The sequence below is a fragment of the Caedibacter taeniospiralis genome, assembly GCF_002803295.2.
Taxonomy (GTDB): domain Bacteria; phylum Pseudomonadota; class Gammaproteobacteria; order Francisellales; family Francisellaceae; genus Caedibacter; species Caedibacter taeniospiralis.
The window spans coordinates 14110-35332 of sequence record NZ_PGGB02000018.1; the positions used below are offsets into that span (position 1 = coordinate 14110).

At 37.5% G+C, this 21223-nt stretch carries 20 protein-coding genes; 9 read left to right on the forward strand and 11 right to left on the reverse strand.

Going from position 1 to position 21223, the window contains the following annotated elements:
* Positions 1 to 157: 157 nt before the first annotated feature.
* From CU053_RS06265 to CU053_RS06275, 3 genes are read right to left on the reverse strand one after another with little or no spacing between them, the layout of a single operon-like run.
* A complete protein-coding gene (locus tag CU053_RS06265; RefSeq protein WP_100550344.1) occupies positions 158 to 1822 on the reverse strand; it encodes a portal protein in 1665 nt (554 codons plus the stop codon).
* A gap of 28 nt (positions 1823 to 1850) precedes the next feature.
* A complete protein-coding gene (locus tag CU053_RS06270; RefSeq protein ID WP_011178447.1) occupies positions 1851 to 3275 on the reverse strand; it encodes a terminase large subunit domain-containing protein in 1425 nt (474 codons plus the stop codon).
* A 3-nt stretch (positions 3276 to 3278) separates the two neighbouring features.
* Entirely contained in the window at positions 3279 to 3515 is a 237-nt protein-coding gene (locus CU053_RS06275) for a hypothetical protein (RefSeq protein WP_100550345.1), read from the reverse strand.
* 1099 nt (positions 3516 to 4614) lie between these two features.
* Here CU053_RS06275 and CU053_RS06285 point away from each other — a divergent pair.
* Positions 4615 to 5415 (forward strand): hypothetical protein, encoded by an 801-nt coding sequence (locus tag CU053_RS06285; RefSeq protein WP_100550346.1) that lies wholly within the window; start codon positions 4615 to 4617, stop codon positions 5413 to 5415.
* A gap of 393 nt (positions 5416 to 5808) precedes the next feature.
* The gene (locus CU053_RS06290; protein ID WP_011178452.1) at positions 5809 to 6117 is read left to right on the forward strand and encodes a hypothetical protein; all 309 of its coding nucleotides are present in this window, start codon (positions 5809 to 5811) and stop codon (positions 6115 to 6117) included.
* A gap of 293 nt (positions 6118 to 6410) precedes the next feature.
* Here the strand turns inward: CU053_RS06290 and CU053_RS06295 are convergent, their stop codons facing one another.
* The 8 genes from CU053_RS06295 to CU053_RS06330 form a co-directional block, all read right to left on the reverse strand.
* A complete protein-coding gene (locus CU053_RS06295) occupies positions 6411 to 6647 on the reverse strand; it encodes a hypothetical protein (protein ID WP_011178453.1) in 237 nt (78 codons plus the stop codon).
* Positions 6648 to 6785: 138 nt separating this feature from the next.
* Positions 6786 to 7685, reverse strand: coding sequence for an Rpn family recombination-promoting nuclease/putative transposase (locus CU053_RS06300; protein ID WP_011178454.1), 900 nt, complete (start codon positions 7683 to 7685; stop codon positions 6786 to 6788).
* A gap of 1204 nt (positions 7686 to 8889) precedes the next feature.
* On the reverse strand, positions 8890 to 10326 hold the full coding sequence (locus CU053_RS06305) for a helix-turn-helix domain-containing protein (protein WP_100550347.1): 1437 nt from the start codon (positions 10324 to 10326) through the stop codon (positions 8890 to 8892).
* Between the two features lie 244 nt (positions 10327 to 10570).
* A complete protein-coding gene (locus CU053_RS06310; protein ID WP_011178460.1) occupies positions 10571 to 10747 on the reverse strand; it encodes a hypothetical protein in 177 nt (58 codons plus the stop codon).
* Positions 10748 to 10808: 61 nt separating this feature from the next.
* A complete protein-coding gene (locus CU053_RS06315) occupies positions 10809 to 11360 on the reverse strand; it encodes an HU family DNA-binding protein (protein ID WP_011178461.1) in 552 nt (183 codons plus the stop codon).
* A 791-nt stretch (positions 11361 to 12151) separates the two neighbouring features.
* A complete protein-coding gene (locus tag CU053_RS06320) occupies positions 12152 to 12499 on the reverse strand; it encodes a hypothetical protein (protein WP_100550349.1) in 348 nt (115 codons plus the stop codon).
* Positions 12492 to 14180: a hypothetical protein gene (locus tag CU053_RS06325; protein WP_100550350.1), complete on the reverse strand. Its 1689-nt coding sequence runs from the start codon at positions 14178 to 14180 to the stop codon at positions 12492 to 12494. Before CU053_RS06325 ends, CU053_RS06320 begins: the two co-directional genes overlap by 8 nt.
* Position 14181: 1 nt before the next feature.
* Positions 14182 to 15105 (reverse strand): ParA family protein, encoded by a 924-nt coding sequence (locus CU053_RS06330; RefSeq protein ID WP_100550351.1) that lies wholly within the window; start codon positions 15103 to 15105, stop codon positions 14182 to 14184.
* Between the two features lie 227 nt (positions 15106 to 15332).
* On the opposite strand from CU053_RS06330, the gene CU053_RS06335 reads away from it, so the two are divergent.
* The 7 genes from CU053_RS06335 (at position 15333) to CU053_RS06370 (ending at position 21199) form a co-directional block, all read left to right on the forward strand.
* Positions 15333 to 16094, forward strand: coding sequence for a helix-turn-helix transcriptional regulator (locus CU053_RS06335; protein ID WP_011178466.1), 762 nt, complete (start codon positions 15333 to 15335; stop codon positions 16092 to 16094).
* A gap of 307 nt (positions 16095 to 16401) precedes the next feature.
* Positions 16402 to 16698: a hypothetical protein gene (locus CU053_RS06345; RefSeq protein WP_011178467.1), complete on the forward strand. Its 297-nt coding sequence runs from the start codon at positions 16402 to 16404 to the stop codon at positions 16696 to 16698.
* A 240-nt stretch (positions 16699 to 16938) separates the two neighbouring features.
* Positions 16939 to 17223 carry a hypothetical protein gene (locus CU053_RS06350; RefSeq protein WP_011178468.1) on the forward strand — a complete coding sequence of 95 codons (285 nt, stop codon included), beginning with the start codon at positions 16939 to 16941 and terminating at the stop codon, positions 17221 to 17223.
* Positions 17224 to 18032: 809 nt separating this feature from the next.
* Positions 18033 to 19367 (forward strand): group II intron reverse transcriptase/maturase, encoded by a 1335-nt coding sequence (gene ltrA, locus CU053_RS06355; protein WP_100550353.1) that lies wholly within the window; start codon positions 18033 to 18035, stop codon positions 19365 to 19367.
* Between the two features lie 139 nt (positions 19368 to 19506).
* Positions 19507 to 20367 carry a PD-(D/E)XK nuclease-like domain-containing protein gene (locus CU053_RS06360; RefSeq protein WP_100550354.1) on the forward strand — a complete coding sequence of 287 codons (861 nt, stop codon included), beginning with the start codon at positions 19507 to 19509 and terminating at the stop codon, positions 20365 to 20367.
* The gene (locus CU053_RS06365) at positions 20360 to 20983 is read left to right on the forward strand and encodes a recombinase family protein (protein ID WP_100550355.1); all 624 of its coding nucleotides are present in this window, start codon (positions 20360 to 20362) and stop codon (positions 20981 to 20983) included. The genes CU053_RS06360 and CU053_RS06365 overlap by 8 nt, the downstream gene beginning before the upstream one ends.
* 42 nt (positions 20984 to 21025) lie before the next feature.
* The gene (locus CU053_RS06370; RefSeq protein WP_011178472.1) at positions 21026 to 21199 is read left to right on the forward strand and encodes a hypothetical protein; all 174 of its coding nucleotides are present in this window, start codon (positions 21026 to 21028) and stop codon (positions 21197 to 21199) included.
* Positions 21200 to 21223 lie beyond the last annotated feature (24 nt).

Consider the following 21223-nt stretch of genomic DNA (forward strand, 5'->3'; position numbering starts at 1 on the left):
TTACCCAAGGCGTAGAGTAGAATCGGAAACGTGTTGTCTGTTCGGAATGAGCGTAGCGAATTTGTGAGGACAAGCACCGTTGAGGCGGGCGGCCCGGGCAAAATTTATACCGCCGAGGATAGCCGATTCGATTTTGTGTATGGATATACAAAATCTATCATGAGGCCCGAGGCACCCTGTCAAGTCGAGCCTGTTGCTCTTGAGTTGGACTTTCAAAATCAGGAACTTCCTCAATATGAATAGACAAAGGCAATGTCCTGATATCATTGACAACCACTCGCTTGCCGTCCACATCATGAACACAATTCAAAATGACAATTTCTCGCTTCTCATCTTCTGTCAAAATCTGCGATTCAAGAAAAGCACCAGAGCCAGATTGAATTAAATTAAGCATCATTCTCGCTTCACGTTTCTTCATCAATTTAAGATTATCAAACGCAATCGTCTGACCTCTGACTGAGTTCACTTGCCGCGCTCTGATTGCTACACCACTTTGCGCATTGGTTTCTTTGCCAAGCGCCTCATCATAATACCCAGAGACACGTTGTATATCCTCAACAGTCTTTTCTAGTAAAGTAAAATACCCACCAGAAATTTGATTATTGGCATGCAATTCAAATCGACTTCCTGGTGATATTTCAATAGCAGCACCAGGATCGCTTAACATCGCTTCAATTTCATGTGGTTCTTTGTTAGAGAAAGCACCTTCATCATAAATTGCGCGCGTGGAACTTAATAAATAAGACAGTCGAGTTTGTAGTGAATTGTATCTACGCTGTACAGGTTTCATTGAAGACAACCAACCGTCGGGAACTCCATCACTATAGCGTCGTGACCACAGACAAGGAATATAAGTAAAATCTGGAAGATCAGGTACATTAGGCTTTAACGGCGCATATTCCAACAGTCTATCTTCAGTAAACAACACGCGCATAATTGCTTTTGATGATTTCCTTTCTAAATCAGTCATTTTCTCAACAAGGCTTAATGCCTCTTTCTCATTAAAAGTGGCAAAATAATGACCATTGATATCCATTCCCTCAAAACTCATCATCTCCTGACGATATTGAACTTCAATCACACGAACACGTCGACCATATCCTTCACCTAAGTAAAAAGTATCTAACTCAATCTCTGCTCTTTGCTGAATCTCAGGAGAAACCTCTCCTTGATATTGCTTCCACTCTTTCGCCTCTCTTACATTTTTTACAACACTAAATCTAGAATCAAAATAACTGCTATGCTTAGGCCATAATCTTTTCATTTCAGCTAACGAAATCCAGCGAATACGAATAACAAACTCCGAGTTATTCAACTGCGAACTTAAGTCATCTGGGTCAAAAAGCACATCTAACGGATGCACATGCTCATAGATAATTTCGCTTGTACTGGGTTGTTTGAATAGGTTACTCCAACCAATACCCGTAATCAGCATATCCATGAATTTCTGGGTGGCTTTATGCGTCATGTCTTGATTTTCTTGAATATGATAGCCTAAGTGCGTAATCGCTTTAGCTAATCGATCGTCTTTCACATTGCCTGAGCTACTTCTAAAGGCAACACGAAAGCGTGTCTGAACATCAACGCCTGTCAGGCTGTTAATAATCGGTTTGACAATGTTAAGTACTTCTGGCGGATAGCCATTAGCCGATAACTTGTGTAACTGAGATTTGTCCCACTGTCCCGTACCATCGTAGAAACCATAATCCTCTATGGCTTTTTTACGATAAGCCTTGTTCACTTGGCTCGTCGCCGCATAACGAAAATAATACTGTGCCAAATCCAGTGCTTCTTTTTGTTTTACGGTTAATTTTTGTTCCAAAGTTAGGTACTCCAAAAATCTTAAAAAACTAAAAAATGCCTTTTAGTGAAGGTCGATTATGGTAGGTACTGTTTCGTTGAATGTCACTTTTGGCTAACCGCTCACCACTCATAACAATGTATCGTAAACAATCCATTAAGTGATCATTGCCTTTTTTGACATGACCTTTCTCATCTCGGCTATACATCCTGAATTCCTTCAATGTGTTGTTTAAGGTATTGAATATCTTGAGTTTGCCATTTTGGAAACGTTGCAGTACCTTCATAATACCTTCTTCTTTCGCATTATCCGCTTTGTATAAGTAACGCAAACCTGAATCGCGATACAATTGCGCTAAATCACCACCATCACGTTGTGATGACTGCTCTCCCGCTGGGTCATAAACACCGTTTATTTTATCGGCTCCCAGTTTTTTAAGCTCATAAACATGCTGTTGTGGCGTTCTTTCAGACACGTAATACTCGCCAGTCAGATACATCACATCATTATCTCTATCAATCACAGCAAATAAAGCCGCAGTAGGATTTATCCAGCCAAAGTCTAAACCAAAAACACGTCCCCAGTGCTTAGGAATAACAAAAGGGTTAACTACAACAGCAACTTCAGAAACAGGATACACTAAGCCACTACCTAAGGATGGAATGCCATGCTTGCGTGCCTCTTTTTCATGTGGCTTTAAGGATTTACTTAACGTTTCCTTCGCACTGTCTAACAAATGCGGATTATCGTCCCATGATGCCTGGATGTAAAAACGATTATTGACAATAGAACCTTCATCAACTTTGATAACTTCTTCGGTCATTTCACTCATTTCACTGACACCACTTCCATTGATGACTTCACGTTCAATCGTGGTTTCCTGAAACTCAAGAATCAAATCGGTTAATCCTAATAACGGTGTCATCGTTAACAAAACAATTCCTTCATTGTCTACTTCCGTAGACATCGTTCGCATCAGAGACTCAACGTAAATATCCCTTGGCGGTTCTTCATCCAAATGCACCAAATCCAACTTGGCTGCTTGGAATTTCTTCCGACCTTGTTCATATGACTTGAAGGTTAACTCAGAATAACCACCTGTTTTGTAGTCTATTTTGTAGCTGTGACGTAATCGATCAACCCCAATCACTAAGTCTTCTGCAATCATCTCCAAATAGGCTTTCTCTAAGACCTCTGCAGTCAGTGCCGTCGTCACACTCGCCGCCCATGCTTTAATCGGGCGAGTAAATCGTTTCCCTATCCACCATTGAGGATAATATCCCGTAAGGTGCATCACACTTTCAGCAACCCCACAATACGTCTTCCCCGTTCTATTGCCTGCTAAGAACAATCGCTCTTTGGCACTTGCTCCTGCTGCGTGAAACTGTCGCTGCTTTTTGTGTGGAGTATACAGCAAAAAATGCTTCTGAACATGGTTAAAAGCCGCATCAACTACGAAACTATCAATATTCATTTTTCATGACTCAATAATTTTACGTATGGCTAAAGCTTTTTCATCTGTCAGTTGAATATCTGGAATATTTTTAACTTCCATTAATTTATCAGCAGAGCACAAAAAATATGATAGAAATACCCTAATAGCTGAAATATCTCCATTTTCACCTAATACCTGTAACTTTCTTAACTGAGCTAGAATTTCATCTTCACTGAATTTGCTTAAAATATTATGAGTAAAGGGTGCCTCGGGCCTCATGATAGATTTTGTATATCCATACACAAAATCGAATCGGCTATCCTCGGCGGTATAAATTTTGCCCGGGCCGTCCGCCTCAACGGTGCTTGTCCTCACAAATTCGCTACGCTCATTCCGAACAGACAACACGTTTCCGATTCTACTCTACGCCTTGGGTAAAAGCTTTTTCACAGACTTCGCTCTGGCGCCTTCGGCACGTCGCTTGCTGATCAACAGCGCAAGGCTACCCGGGTCTACTCGCCCTCGCNTTCCGCTATCCATGGCTCGCAGCGATTGTTGTAGCATNTATTTTTCTCGGANGTCTTCCATTTGGATTTCCACTTTTTCCTTTTTTAAATGGCATTTTACAATCTCATAACCTTATTTATCAATATTGTTTTTTTATTGTTATTTTTCTTTAGAACCTATATGGCAACTGGCTTCTAAGCCAAAATCTATTGCTCTATTGTTTTAACAATAGAAATTTTACTTTTAAATTATTCCTTATCTGATGCCGATCCAAGATTTGCAATGCCTTTACTGACTGATAACTTCATATNGCTTAACAAATCTAATGGAATCTTTAATTCACCTATACCTTTATTTTTTCCATCATCGCCGTAACATTCAATAAGTCGATCATATGAATCTTGACTAATTACATGTTCATCGCCATCAATTATTATATAATTTTTTACCTCATCGGTATAAATTGACTGAATATGGTTAATATTAACCCACTCTGAAGTTTGATGTGATGGGTACCTTATAAGTATAAACTGCGTATTCATTTTTTATTTCCTAAATACTTCAATCATGGTTTTAAACCAGCTAAAATATTATATCATAACACCTTATTTATTTGTATTTTTTTAGCCAAAAATCAATATTTTAATAGCCCTGCGTATTAAAAATTTGAAAAATATTCGTGTCTCTCTAGTAGAGAATATAGTACTAATATTGTTATCATGGAACTACTGTGCTTAAACTCAAAATAGAAGTTGAAAAGACACAGCACTGGCGAGTAGTGGTGTTCATGATCTACCACAGTGCTTTCACCTAAAAATTTTGAATATAGCTTAAAAGAGAGTTATTTAATCTAAAAAATAACGGGAATTACATGAAAAATTTAAAGTTGAATAAAGTGATCCTGGCGCTATTTGCAGTGAGTGCACTTAATGGCATTGCCTTTGCAGAAACAGATGCTGAAAAAATCGTACGCTTAGAGCTTGAATTAAAAGAATACAAAGAGATCTCAAACAAATATAGAGCTGATTTGGATATATCACATCAAACGTATCAACAATATCAAATAGAAATGGATCAATCATATGCCTTAATAAATGAAAAACTTAAAGAAGTAACTCAGGGATCATACAAAGTTTTTGATGAACAACAAGAGAAATTTGAGAATGAACTTACAGAAGAAGTTACAAAAACCGACAATATTAAAAATAATTTAGATACGATTGGAAATAAAATAAAATCCTTAGAAAAAGAGGAAAAAAAATTAAAAGATGAAAAAAATCAACTGATTAATGATTTCAATCAAAAGATAAAAAACTTAAATGAAGAATTACTAAAACAAACAGAAGAATCTACACATGAGCTTGATCAAAAAATCAAAGAACTAAATACTGCCAGACAAAACGAAGATGTGCTAAAAAAACAACTCATAGATATAATTGAGCAACATAAGAAAAATTTAAGTGCGTCTAAAATACGTTTTAAACAGCGAGAAGCAGGTATAGTTGAGCACTATAAAACTGTCGGTTCCACATTAGAAGCTCGGCTCAAAGTTATTACTAATACAAAAAGTGTTACAGTAGAACAACTGAAAAAAAATCAGGGTGCCTCGGGCCTCATGATAGATTTTGTATATCCATACACAAAATCGAATCGGCTATCCTCGGCGGTATAAATTTTGCCCGGGCCGCCCGCCTCAACGGTGCTTGTCCTCACAAATTCGCTACGCTCATTCCGAACAGACAACACGTTTCCGATTCTACTCTACGCCTTGGGTAAAAGCTTTTTCACAGACTTCGCTCTGGCGCCTTCGGCACGTCGCTTGCTGATCAACAGCGCAAGGCTACCCGGGTCTACTCGCCCTCGCGTTCCGCTATCCATGGCTCGCAGCGATTGAGGATGTGGTAAGACTAACCGAACGCTTGAAAATTAACCCTTGATACAAGTTTTAGAAAATTTTGAACCTTAGATGGTCTGTTAATCTAAGCGTGTAAATTTTACATAGGTTATAATGTAATCAAATTTATACTTAAGCAAACTATTAAAAACTACACATGGACATCGACTGATGGATGATCTGAATACAAATCTCATTTGCGGTATCACTGATAAGAATTACAAGATAACTCTACATACTAACTTAAGTAATCATCGTTTAAATGCTGAGAAAAAAATGGAGTCCTTTGATGACGAGAATTATAAAAAGCTTATTGAAATCGGTAAAAAAGCTGTATATGAAATCTCAGAGATCGAAGCACTGCCTTCGTTTTTGAACATGTATTACAAAGGTAAAGCGACTCTACTTTTCGAGATAGATATTAGTAAGTCTTCTACATTCACACATCCAGATAACCACGCTCGAGTAGTTCCGAGGTAAACACTGGGTACACTAGCCACTTACGCTTTAATTTCGCGGGTAAATCGTTTCCATTGAGACTATTGAAGATAGTTCTTGATTTAGATCAAGTATTTTATGCCGATATAGCAATCTTGTAAGCCAAACATCCTAAAGTAATCAAAAGGATGAAAGACACTGCTATAATGCACTTTTTCATATCTATCTCTAACGCCATCATCCGTTTTAAGTATCGTTTAAACGAATGGCAGATCGGATTTAATTTGTTCATTTTCTTTATCATAGTCACCTCTTCTATCAATGATTAAACTCGCTCAAAAGGAGATTTCATCATCCTGAAAATTATTAACCGCTGCTGCTATTTCTTCAGCTGTTGGGAGTTTTTTGGCTTCAATATGAGAAGGTTTGCTCCCTTTCATCTGAGCATATTGATTGACTTTCTCTTGCCCATCTATGGGTTTATCAGATGGTCTTGCGTAGTGTATTAATATATTCAAAATATCATATATTTTATCATACAAATAAATATTTTTTAGAGTAGTTTTGAGCATTTTTAAAATAGACGAGGCTATAGCTGTTTTTGAAGAAAAAAGTCATCAACCTCAAATAACACTGACCTATATCAAAATCTGTCAAAAACGCTCACACTACATGTCGCTGTTCTTTGACAGCATGAACACAACCAATCACTAGTGCTGTGTCTGTTCCACTTCTTTTTTCAGTTTAAGCACAGTGTCCTGATCAAGACCTGTTCCTTTAACCACCTGTTCAGCAGATAACCCCATCAGTAAGAAATTACGTGCGGTTGTTTGTATTCCTTTTTGTATTCCTTTTTGCTCCCATTGTTCTGCTACCGTCATAACATCACCTCTTAAATCTGGTTTGCTGTATATTAGTTTATCATGAAAATCCTTGGTTTCCATGTCCGAATATTGAGACATATACCGAATCAGTACTTGTCGTGCAATATGGTCATACGCTTCAATCTGATTAATCGCAATATCAAGCTTGCCATCGATGTTCTTTTCTCTGATGGCTTTTAAAATTAATTCGTATCCTGCAATAAAACCGTGTTCTAAAATTTCCTCGTCACTGTAACGATTAAGGTCAATGAATTGTGTCGTGAAGGCGTATTTTTTAGCTAACTCTGTATTGGCAAAATAATCATGGATATTAAGACTGTGACTAAATGGCTTTTGATTGGCATAGTAGATAATCGATACCACTAACGGCAAACCTTTTACTGTCTTGTGCCTTTTAATATAATCCAACAAGTAGCTGGTTTGATAATGTCTTGTGCGGATTAATATAGTGCCATCATCTCCAGTTTGCGATTCAATATGGACGAATACGGCACCGTTTTTACCATCCTTGAATTTAAAAAGAAAAGTTAAATCGGACTGTTCTTTTTGCTTTTGATTGTCCTTTTGCTGTTGTCTAACATGCTCAACATTCGCGGACTCAAGCTTGACAGTTTGCCAGTCAACTAACTCGACAAGTTCTTTAGGCAAGTAGGTCATCAAAAAAGAGACGGCAAAATCTCTATTAGCGATTAAATCTTTAAAAACTGAATCATGTACATTTTTCATTAATGAAATTAGTGTTTTTTTCTTCGACTAAGGAGGATGAGATAACAGTAACACAAATTTGATTTTTAGCAATTCTGTCATGGTTAACCAGAAAAAGTTCTCAAAAAAAGCATTTTTAAGTGTGTGTTTATGTGTTGCTATTTGGCTTTTATTTGATTTAATTATTAAATAAATATTTATTATAATTGAATTTTATATGGACAAATAATTACAAATTGAGCCATGAGAAATGAGCCATGAGAATGAGCCATGAGCCATTAGCGGATTAGCTATTAAACCCTTAAGCCATAAGGATTTGAGCCATTACCCATTGAGCATTACCCATTGAGCATTACCCATTGAGCCATTACCCATTACCCATTAGCGGATTAGCTATTAAACCCTTAAGCCATAAGGATTTGAGCCATTACCCATTGAGCATTACCCATTGAGCCATTACCCATTACCCATTAGCGGATTAGCTATTAAACCCTTAAGCCATAAGGATTTGAGCCATTACCCATTGAGCATTACCCATTGAGCATTACCCATTACCCATTAGCGGATTAGCTATTAAACCCTTAAGCCATAAGGATTTGAGCCATTACCCATTGAGCATTACCCATTGAGCCATTACCCATTGAGCCATTACCCATTACCCATTAGCGGATTAGCTATTAAACCCTTAAGCCATAAGGATTTGAGCCATTACCCATTGAGCCATTACCCATTGAGCATTACCCATTGAGCATTACCCATTGAGCCATTACCCATTGAGCATTACCCATTGAGCCATTACCCATTACCCATTAGCGGATTAGCTATTAAACCCTTAAGCCATAAGGATTTGAGCCATTACCCATTGAGCATTACCCATTGAGCCATTACCCATTGAGCATTACCCATTGAGCATTACCCATTGAGCATTACCCATTGAGCCATTACCCATTGAGCCATTACCCATTGAGCATTACCCATTGAGCCATTACCCATTGAGCATTACCCATTGAGCATTACCCATTGAGCATTACCCATTGAGCCATTACCCATTACCCATTAGCGGATTAGCTATTAAACCCTTAAGCCATAAGGATTTGAGCCATTACCCATTGAGCATTACCCATTGAGCATTACCCATTGAGCCATTACCCATTACCCATTAGCGGATTAGCTATTAAACCCTTAAGCCATAAGGATTTGAGCCATTACCCATTGAACGAATAAATTATTGAATTTCGTAATACGCGTGTCTACCTTTTCCAAACAATTTAATTTTTGTTTTTGACTTAAGTCTTTGCAGCCAAATTTTAACCATTTCTCTTGATTTGTCAGGAAATAACTCCATAGCCTCTCTAGTCGTTATTTTACCGTGCTTTTGAATATGTTTAACAATCGCATTTTCTGCCAAATTTTCATCGTTTTTTAGTGGTTGATTTGGTTGAGTTTTTTCCTCTAAATCAGGTGTATTTTCCACTTTAATTTCATCATCTTTTTGAGCTATAATTGCTTCTGCAAATTTCTCTATTGATTGAATAGTAGCGATTTTGCCGTTTAGAAGCTCATCAAGAGACTTTTTTGTTATACTCGTAGGGTTGTATAGGATGATATCTTTTAATTCAAAGGCGAGCTTCCTAGACGCCTTTAAATCGGTGTTTAGATGATACTGTAGCGTTAATCCATTTTTTCTCCACCATTTATTGATTATTTCAAAGTTTTCTTCTGACTGCTTCACTTGTGCTTGTTTTTCTTCATTTAATACCTCTGTATCGTTTGTATTTAAAGGCTTAAAGCCATTTTCAAGAAGTTTGCATAAATAGCCTGCAAGATTATGAATTTTACTTTTTTTGTTCTCGTTGTAAATTGTCTCAAACCCTTGTTCTATCTTGTTTTTACCATGTTTTTTAATTAATCCCATAGCGTTTTCTGATGAAAATCCCATATCCATCAATTCAGAAAAACAAAAAAAATCATCATCAAAATCAGTCACGTTTTCTGCGTAATGAGATTCGTCTGTTTGCAAAATTTCTTTGCGCGCGGTGATGATTGATCTCTTGTTTTCTTCTGTATTCTTATGTAGGGAGCTGTCTACGCCTTGCAGTGTATGGGTTTGAGAGGTGTTGACAATACACGGTTTGTCCATTTTTTTCCCCGTTTTGTCCATTTTTTTCCCCGTTTTGTCCATTTTTTTCCCCGTTTTGTCCATTTTTTTCCCCGTTTTGTCCATTTTTTTCCCCGTTTTGTCCATTTTTTTCCCCGTTTTGTCCAAAAAGCCCTGGTTTGTACAATTTTGGGTTATTTTTAGTTCTGTCTTGTTTTTTTTCTGAATGTTTCTTTTAATAGCTTCGTCAACAACCCATATTTTTCTCTGCAAAATAGAATTGTTGTTGAGATCTTTTTTCCGATGAAGATAGCCAAAAGAGGCTAGTTTATCGATATGTCTCTTAATTGATTTTTTACACATATTAAAAAATTTCGCAAAAAAATCGTCACTGGCGTAACAAACTCCTTCGTCATTACTCGATAGCATTTTGATTTTAGACAATAGACCAACCTGTATCAAAGACACACCTTCTAACAAAAAATATGACTTCGGAATTTTTACCATATCCTTTTCTTCATCGTTTAAAACTTGAGTTTGTTTCATGTGATAAATTTGATTCATTTTTGGGACTCCTTTTTCATGGATTGAACAGACCACAGAAGTGAACAAAAAAGCTCTTTCACATCCTGCGATATGATAGTTATTTGAGATTTTTGATTTTTGATTTTTGATTTTTGATAGGGTGCCTCGGGCCTCATGATAGATTTTGTATATCCATACACAAAATCGAATCGGCTATCCTCGGCGGTATAAATTTTGCCCTCGCGTTCCGCTCTCCATGGCTCGCAGCGAGCGATATCCCTATTTAGGCATGATTATTTTCATCGGTGTGCTCAATATCTTTTTCAATAATTTGAACTTCCTTTTCAACGAATTTTGCACCTTCTTCGGCGAGTTTAATCTCAACCAGTGGACCTATCGTACATCCTCCTAGAATGATTGATAAAGATAGCACTGTCAAAACTTTTGAATATTTTTTCACTTTAATTTTCTTAAAAAGAAATTACATATTATATATATAAAATAAATATATTTTAATTGCATTAACTTTCTAGTTCATCTTTGTTTTTTGTATCCTTAAAAAAAATTTTTGGTCTCCCTCTTGGTCGCTTTGGTTTATCTTCTATCGAAGATTTTTGTACTATTTTTTTTGGACGACCCCTTGGCTTCTTATCTAAATTATCAACGTAATCCAAGAGATTATCTGGATTAGGAATATGTGCTTCATCAGAAATCAAGGCTTTAAATTCATTTGCAAATTTAAAAAGCACTACGCGTTTCTCTCTCGGCTTTATTTTTTCCATAGTACGTGGGTTATGAGCATTTTTTCTAAAACTTACTCGTGTCTCAAAGCGCCCAAGCCCTTCAAGTAAAATAATCCGATTATTAAGCAACTGCTCACGTAAAAGATTCATTAACTCATAAAAGAAATGATTACAATCTTCTCTACTAAATTTCGTCTTGAGTGATAAATGTTTAATCAACTCATTTCGACTCATAGATCGATTATCTTTCTTACATGGTCTTCCCCTACCCCTTTTAAGCACTTCTTGTTTGTCATTTTCTTGATTTAGTTTTTTTTCTGCGTTTATCATTTTTTTTCATCTAACTACTGAATGATTCATCGAGCCTTATGTTGGTTATCCTCTGTCGAATAGAGCAGTATCAATCACTTCCAACTCGCGATTTCAGCAATTCTCTTGTCTGAATTCAAACGATTTTTTATGGCTTCTGCTCTTTTCAACGTGTTTTCTATGTAAACATCATCAGAATTTATACACTCGCTGCGAGCCATGGAGAGCGGAACGCGAGGGCGAGTAGACCCGGGTAGCCTTGCGCTGTTGATCAGCAAGCGACGTGCCGAAGGCGCCAGAGCGAAGTCTGTGAAACAGCTTTTACCCAAGGCGTAGAGTAGAATCGGAGGAGTGTTGTCCGTTCGGAATGAGCGTAGCGAATTTGTGAGGACATGCCGAGGAGGCGGACGGCCCGGGCAAAATTTATACCGCCGAGGATAGCCGATTCGATTTTGTGTATGGATATACAAAATCTATCATGAGGCCCGAGGCACCCTATTGAGTTTATTCTCAAAGGACACTCTGTTTGATGCACTTCTTGATAACACTCAACCATTTCCAGGGTCAGCGATCCTCTTGAGTGTTTCTCTTTTAAATATTCAATATCTGACCACCGTGCTTTACGGATGTCATCTCTGTAAAAATTCATGAAACTTCTTTTTGTTTCAAACACCCCGTAACGTTTATTGATTGCTCTAATAAAAAAATCGTCAAAAGTTATCACCATCTTATTCACCTAAAAATATTTTTTATGATTCAAAAACCATCTCGCCATCTTCTCTCACCAACGGAATCGTCATCTTCTTGTCTTTTTATACCGCTCGAAGGTAATATGAATATTCATAACCGTCTTTGGTTAATTTCTTCTCCCACGAGCTCAAATGCTCTGGCATGAACAGCGTTTCTTTATTTTTAACACTTTCTACAGGATACGTATACGGCTTCTTCGTGTAAAAAATTCCCGTGTACCGATAGCCAATAGGTAAACTATCTTTTTTCTTTTCAAAACAGACTATCGCTTCGTTAAAATACGAAATCACCTTCTTAAATTTTTCTTCACCTGAATAATCAATCAACACTTTTTCTTTCTGCATAATAAGCTCAATAATACGCTTTATGTTTTGGATGTCTGTTTTTAGCTTTTGACGTTCACTACTCATTTTTTCTTATCTCCTTTTCTTTTTCACGTTGTTTTTGTTTTAAAGCTTCAATGGATTTTTGAGCTTCGATGTGGCTTGTTGCCTGTTGTTCTTGACAGCTATAACCATCAACCAAAGCCCAATGCCGTTTTTTAAATGTTCCGATAAAGACATGCTTAGGATTATTAATCGCTTTTTCATCCCACCTTTTACTTATATCTTCCCATTGATAAGTCATTTGATGTTCAAAATGCCTTAAGAAAATTTGCAGTTGAAGTGGGTTCATTTCTATGTTATTTTCTTCAGCGTTAATTTTGATTTTATTGATGTCCGATGAATAGAAGGGTGCTTTCCCCATGCTTTTCAATAGGTCGTTGATTTTGGTAAGGTCGATGGTTTCGTAAGTAAGGTCAAGATTAACATCGCTTAGATTGACATGACTTAAAGTCAGAGAGTCTGTTTTGTTTAATTCATCTCTAGTGGTTTCGTTTGTTTTAGTTGCTTCTGAGTTATTTAAAGTAATTTTTCTTAAATCATGATTTTCTTTAACGAGCAGTTCGTATTGCTCTTTTATAAATTCCAATTCTTCTGTTAATTTTTCAACGTCATTAGATTGACTATATTTAGAACTGTCTGTTTTTTCATCTTGTCCCATATTACATAACATACTATGCTCTTCTATTTTATCTATATTATAAATATGGGAGTCGCTTTCATTTTTTTGTGGTGTGTTTTTTTCAAAGTCACCTTGTGTACTTTGTAGGCTTTTTACGTACTCAAAAACGTCTGGTCTGATCTGATATTTTACCCATCCATTTCGACCTGTTTTACGCTCGTAAACTGAAATGTAGTTCTTCTTTTTGAGGCGGTAAATTGCTTTTTTTACAATGTCTTTATTAGATTTTATCTGCTTAATTATATTGTTAGTGTTGATATGACATGTGATTAGTAAACATAAATTTTCTAAGCTAGAAATCATAATTCTTATAACTATAAATTGACACCCGTTCAGTTGGATTTTATTTCCTGTTTCTTGAGACATGTCCTCCGTTTTGTCCCCTATTTCTTGAGACATGTCCTCCGTTTTGTCCCCTGTTTCTTGAGACATGTCCCCCGTTTTGTCCCCTATTTCTTGAGACATGTCCTCCGTTTTGTCCCCTGTTTCTTGAGACATGTCCTCCGTTTTGTCCCCTGTTTCTTGAGACATGTCCCCCGTTTTGTCCCCTGTTTCTTGAGACATGTCCTCCGTTTTGTCCCCTGTTTCTTGAGACATGTCCCCTGTTTTGTCCCCTGTTTCTTGAGACATGTCCCCTGTTTTGTCCCCTGTTTCTTGAGACATGTCCCCCGTTTTGTCCCCTGTTTCTTGAGACATGTCCCCTGTTTTGTCCCCTGTTTCTTGAGACATGTCCCCTGTTTCTTGAGACATGTCCCCCGTTTTGTCCCCTGTTTCTTGAGACATGTCCCCCGTTTTGTCCCCTATTTCTTGAGACATGTCCTCCGTTTTGTCCCCTGTTTCTTGAGACATGTCCCCCGTTTTGTCCCCTGTTTCTTGAGACATGTCCCCCGTTTTGTCCCCTGTTTCTTGAGACATGTCCTCCGTTTTACCGTGGTTATTTATAAATGGGTTATCCCATGGTCGATATTTTTTAGGAATATATTCTTTTTTAGACACTAAAATAGTGATGTTTTCAATTTTAGGCATTTTAAATTCCCAATATTTCGGATGTTAATAAACTAAAATCTTCTTTTTCTGGAGTTTTTTTAAAACTATCAAAGACTGATATAGACGCTGCTATACAGTTCTCTATAGATTGAAGCGACCTTATATAGCTTCTTAATAAAATTGAGTTGCACTGTTTATTTTTTAATACATATTTCATTACTTCATGCGATAGATTTGTTCTTGAATCAAATTTATTAAACAATATCTTCAAAACTATATCTTTATCATATTTTTCACATAAATTTAAAATTTCATGATGAGTTAATTCAAGACCAGCTAAAGCATAATCAGTTGGAGTGATAGGCATTATTATTTCATCTGATGCAAGTGTAGCAGCAGATACTGCTGACCCTATAGATGGTGGACAGTCAATAACAATAATATCATATTTGTTTTTTAATTCTGAAAAAGGTTTATTAAAAACCTTATCTAATGGATGCTTACCAAGCATTAAAGAGTTATCAAGTAAGGCATTATCTACCCTGCTTGGTATAAAATCTAAACCATCAAATATATTTATAAGTAAATCACTTATCTCTAATTTGTCATTTATATAATCAATAAGAACAGGTTTTTTTCTGGCATCAACCCCCAATGTTCTTGTAAGATTTGCTTGTTGGTCTAATTCAATAAGAGCCACTTTAGCACCTAAGATGGCAGCTCTAATCGCAAAATTTAATGATATAACTGTTTTACCAACCCCTCCTTTAACTAATTGGAATGAATATATCTTATTGGGGAATTTATAATTAAAAAGTTTTTTTGCAGTGTTATGAGAAAAATATACTCTTCTACCAAAATTTTTAGTTTGAAGCCCGCTGTTCNTAATTTTTAAATGTATATTTTGAGAAGTTGTTTTTAATATATCAGCTGCTTCTGTAATTAATATTTTAGGTTCTATCATATTTAATTCATCCAAATTAATTGAAAACTTTAATATTTTTTAAAAAAACTTTAAATAAAAGTATTTGACATCTATTTAAAAGTCAAGCAAAATTGTTTCATAAACAAAAAGAAAGCGAAGAAGGTAAGACTGGAGTAACTGGACATTTGTTTGAAGCGCATTGTGATGGGAATTCCACCTCCCAGCACAATGCTAACCACAACAACCTTTAGTTAGGAGAGGCTATTATGGCTAAGGTAAAATTACCGCAATGGTTGCGGGATATCAATGTATTTCATCGATTTGAAGATGAGATTTATCAACGAGAGGACTTTAAAGCCATTGATGGCATAAGGTATGTACACAAGGATGGAACGGTCTTTTACTCAGAATCTGATGGGACACTTCATCTTGAAGAGGAGCTTGAAGAAGGTCAGTATCGTTTAGCTGCATCAGCGAAAGAGATAATCACTTATAGAAGATATCTGGAATATACGTTATCTGACTTTGAGGTATTATTTGCTGTTGGCAAATATTGTCGATTAACTCACAAAGACAGTGGTATCGTTTATGTGGCTGACCAAGAAGGTGAGCTATTTACTCTGAAAGAGATTGCCGATGAAAAGGCTCGGCAAAAAGAATTTCAGCGTATTGAGCGTTCTAGTCCTGCTGATTTTGCAGAATCCAAACCTGAAAGTTATCTGAATTCTACAGTGATTGTTGTACCAGCAGTGTCAGCGGAATGTAATCAATACCTTCATATTAAGTTGACGGATCAAGATCTTAAACTACTACCTGCAAAAACGCTCACTCCAGTTGAGCTTAAAATATTACGCTGTTTAATGAATGATGTACCCATTAAAGCGATCGCTGCGAAGGTTGGTCGATACAATTCAGCTAACATTAGTGTTGTTCTTGCACGTATGCGTCAAAAGTTTGGTGTAGAGACGAATCATGGTCTGATTGCTAAGGCATATCAGATGGGATTCAGTGAGCGTATTTTATATTAATACAATATTAATTTATATTTTATTATAAAATTAATTGTAGTGATTGTGTTATAATTACTGAATAGTATTAAGGATAAAGTTATGACTTTTAAAGTCAAGTTACCATCATCTTTTAGATCATGTGTTAAGGACTACTTATCACCATGTTTATGATCGNAATTTAAATGTAAATTACGATGTATTACATGAAGCTTTTGCAAGTGAATACGGCAAGGTCGCAGGAGATGTTTTGTATAAACATACTTGCGATTATGTTGATATTGACGAATTCATTATTCAAAATTACGAGACACATTAAGGAAGTAATATGAATATTGCCTCACCTTTAGAGATTTCATTAGGGCATTCTGATGTAGGGTGTGTTGTTTCATCGATTTGTCATAAAATGCTTTCAAACAAAATATACAAGCCAGATAAAATATATTCTTTATCTGAGTTTCAGCTTGAATTAAAAATGATACTCAAAACATTGCTGGATGAGATAAGATCGGGCAATTGTGAAGAGGAGATTGAAAGTTACTTTTTCCTCAAACAGCTTAAGGACAAAAATCCTGCGCAATACGAAAAAGTACTTAAGTGGAATCATTTAGAAGACGTTGCTTAATGATTGTTCGCAGAAAGAAATCTTCACATTGTCGGTATTATATCAAAGCGGATACGGCTGTTTTGTTCTTAAATTATGCTGAACGTCAGTTGATTAATCTTCAAGAAGCATTACGAGAAAAGCAGCGGATTACGAAAGATCCTGACATTGATAAAGAAATCATGCGCATTAAGAAAATGATTCAAAAGTTGAAAGTGGTGTATAGCGACAAGATATCTTTAGACACTTGTTGTGATATTTATGAGGAAGCAAGAACCTATTGGAGATCGAAAAATGAAAAATCATCGAGAAATGAAAAATCAAAATATTTATATCGATTGTATTGGAGAGGGTTTAGTTGAGGTTAATCCTTCAGAGATAGTTTATCTTTCTAAGGGAAAAGAAAAGACGCTTAAACTATACTCACTTGCAAAGTCAGTCTTTGGATTACCTTATGATGCAGAGGAAAAAGGAAATTTCATAAGACTTTATTTCAGCACGGAAACTGTCGATTCAATCAAAGCAAAAATAGATGATTTAAACTAGAAATATTAATACAAATGAAAAAGAAAAAATGAACAGGATGACAAAAAATGGAAATGAAAATAAACAGGGTGCCTCGGGCCTCATGATAGATTTTGTATATCCATACACAAAATCGAATCGGCTATCCTCGGCGGTATAAATTTTGCCCGGGCCGCCCGCCTCAACGGTGCTTGTCCTCACAAATTCGCTACGCTCATTCCGAACAGACAACACGTTTCCGATTCTACTCTACGCCTTGGGTAAAAGCTTTTTCACAGACTTCGCTCTGGCGCCTTCGGCACGTCGCTTGCTGATCAACAGCGCAAGGCTACCCGGGTCTACTCGCCCTCGCGTTCCGCTATCCATGGCTCGCAGCGTATGAAGCTGTAGCAAGGGCGGTCTATCAGCCACAACGCAAGTGAAGGTATTGAGCCCCGTAATAAATCAACGTCACACCTGATCAGGGTTTTCATTTGCCTGAAATCAGAACTGCTGTATACGAAACTAGAGCATGTGTTTTTTTTTTTTTTTTAAAAAAGTTTGGCACAACCCAAAGTAAACAGGCGAGTATGCGCGGAGGTGTCGGGGTCTGAGTCCGTAGCGGGTAGATGAACTGATTGTTTTGGAACTTGGGAGAACCTTGCTATTTCTGAATGCTGTCATGCAAGTTGAAGAAACGAGGTGATGGTTTAGCAAGGTAGTCGGACTGGTTCGTAGTAGAGGAGTAGGTAGGGTAATGCCTATCGAGGATAGATTGAAGCTCTGAGAAGGGTCAGAGGCTAATCCACTCGAAGGGGCTGGCAATTTAACGCAAGAGGATAGTTTGAGTGATGTCAAACGCAGAGTTGAATAAAACATTGTTGAAGTTGTCTTCTATAGCAGAGTGCGCGCGAGGGAATCGAAGTTTTGAGTTTACGAGCCTGGCTCATTTACTTGACGCGGAGTTTCTCAGCTATTGCTACTATGGACTTGATAGAAACAAGGCGGTAGGAATAGACAAAGTAAGTTGGCAAGAATATGGCGTGGACGTAGCGGATAAGATAGAGAATCTGGTCATGCGATTAAAGCGCAAGACATTTAAGCCAATGCCAAGTAGAAGGGTATATATCCCTAAAGGAAATGGTGAAAGCCGCCCGTTAGGTATCTCTGCAATTGAGAACAAGATTGTTGAGAGCGGTATAATGCTGATTCTGCAAAGCATATATGAACAGGACTTTCTGGAATGCTCGTATGGGTTTAGACCAGGAAGGAATACTCATCAGGCGTTAAATGAAGTCGATAAGGCGATCATGACCCAACCTGTGAACCATTTGGTGGAAGCGGATATAAAGGGGTTCTTCGATAACGTATCGCACGAGAAACTGAAGGACTTTGTGAAGATACGGGTGAAGGATACGAGTTTGCTACATCTGATAGACTGCTTTTTAAGGGCGGGGTACATAGATAAAGGGGTATTGATCGACACGGAGAAAGGTACGCCACAAGGGAGTATATTAAGTCCGATGTTGGCGAATATATTTTTGCATTATGTATTAGATAAATGGTTTGAAGATACGGTAAAGCAGCACGTTGAAGGATTTTGCAGGCTGGTGAGGTATGCAGATGACTTTGTGTGCTTGATACAGTATCAGGAAGATGCCCGCAAGATTGAGCGGGCATTGGCGAATAGATTTAACAAGCATGAACTACAGCTTCATCCAGAGAAGAGTCGGAACATAAGCTTTGGACGGTTTGAGAAGCTGAATGCTTTGAATGCTGGACGCAAGGCGAATACGTTTGATTTTCTAGGATTTACCCATTTTTGTGATAAGACAAGAAAGGGGTATTTCAAACTGGGTCGGAAAACGAGCGCTAAGAAGTTTCGAGCCAAGTGCAAAGATTTGAACTTGTGGCTGAAATCGATTAGGAATGTACTCCCGACAAAAGAGTGGTGGAAAATACTGAAAGCGAAGCTAAGAGGGCATTTTGAATATTACGGAGTGAGTGGAAACTACCCCTCGATAGCGAAGTATTATTCGATAGCCATGAGACAGACGCTGAAGTGGTTAAATCGAAGAAGCCAGAAGCGGAAAATGAACTGGTGGGACTTTAATAAATATGTAGAGCGCCATCCGTTACCGCGACCACGAATCAATCACATATTTTACACGTTGGTAGCGCTGTGAGTTAAGTTGAAGAGCCGTATGTGGGAAATCTACAAGTACGGTTCTGTGAGGGGCATTGTGCGTCTTCACATTGTATTGAATATAAACAAATATAAATAGGAGAAACAGAAATGTCTACTCGACAAAAAGGAGCAATCGCATGAAAGCTACAATAGAAAAAACAGGTAAAATAGGAAAAATAAACAAAATGACTCATGATGCTTATCTTGCACATGAGGCGTTGTCAGCTTCACAGGTTAAGTTATTGTTAGATAATCCGCATTTGTTCTTGCGTAAGGAACCGATGGTACAAACGCCTGATATGTTGTTAGGTTCAGTGATTCATTCGTTGGTACTTGAGCCTGAGAGTTTTGATACTATCTATGCGGTGATGCCGAAGCTTGATGCTAGGACGAAAGCGGGTAAAGAAGAAAAGCAGGCATTTGAAGAAGCACATGAAGGTAAGGTGATATTAACGGATGCGCTATTTGATACCGCACAAAGTTGTGCTGAGGCGATTACTTCAAGCAGTGCGAATGCGTTATTGCAAAATGGCGTTGCTGAGGCGAGCTTTTTTGGTCAACTGGAAGGCTATGATGCTAAATGTCGCCCTGACTATTATTGTCGTGAACGTAGTTTGATAATTGACATCAAAAAGACTACTGACGCATCACCTGAAGGGTTTACTCGAGCTGATGCGAACTTCAAATATTATATTCAGGCGGCATGGTATCTTGATGTGTTAAAAAGCATTGGCGAACCAGTGAAAGATTTTCTTTTCATTGCTGTAGAAGCTACCGCACCGTTCATGGTTGGTATATATCGACTGGCAGATAGCGCGATTGAATTTGGGAGACTTAAATACAGGGAAGCTCTGAAAACATACAGGAACATTAACGATTTTGCCAAACCGATATATCGAGATACTGAAACACGCAAATATATTCAAACGATTGATTTACCAGCATATGTCTATGCTCAAAACAAAAACAGTAATTTAATGGAGGTTTACCATGGCTAATGAAATCCAAAGATTTGAGATAGCACAACGCAAGGCAAAAGCATACTCTTTGTCAGGTTTTGTGCCTGAACATTTTAGAAACAACATACCAAACTGTTTAGTGGCGGTTGAGATGGCAAATCGATTGCAGATGAATCCATTCATGATAATCCAGAACATGTATATTGTTTATGGAAGACCTGCTTTTTCTTCAACCTTCGTTATTGCCTGTATTAATGCGTGCGGTCGATTTGAGCCGATACAATTTGAATACAGCGGCGAAGGTGATAATAGGCAATGTGTGGCTTTCGCAAGAGAAAAAACCAGTGGAAACATCTTGCGCTCAACACCTGTCAGTATTGGGATGGCAAAAGCCGAAGGCTGGTATAGCAAAAAAGGCAGCAAATGGCTAACGATGCCTGATTTGATGCTTCAATACCGAGCGGCAGCGTTTTTTGGTCGTGCGTATGCGCCTGATTATTTGATGGGTTTGCAGACGCGGGAGGAAGTTGGTGACATCGGGAGAACATCTGCCTATAGTGCGGTTGCAGTAAATGAGTCTACTAACAGCAATGTAATTGACATGGCTAAAGAACAAACAGACGACTTGGAAAGTTTGGTTGAGCAGCAGGCGTAATGCTGGTAGGTTAATATTAACAAGCACAAAAAAGGAGTTAAAATGTCATATTTTGACAGATGCTATAAAGCAACTAATGACAAAGGTGAGTTGATTGAATTTTACGTGAAGGAGCATTATAACTATGAAAGTCTTATGAATGCAAATCCAACTCATGTTGCAAGAATCTCCATTGACCTTGATTTTTACGAACACCCTATTCAGGACATGTGTTAAGGTTCGTGCGCTGAGCCGCCACTT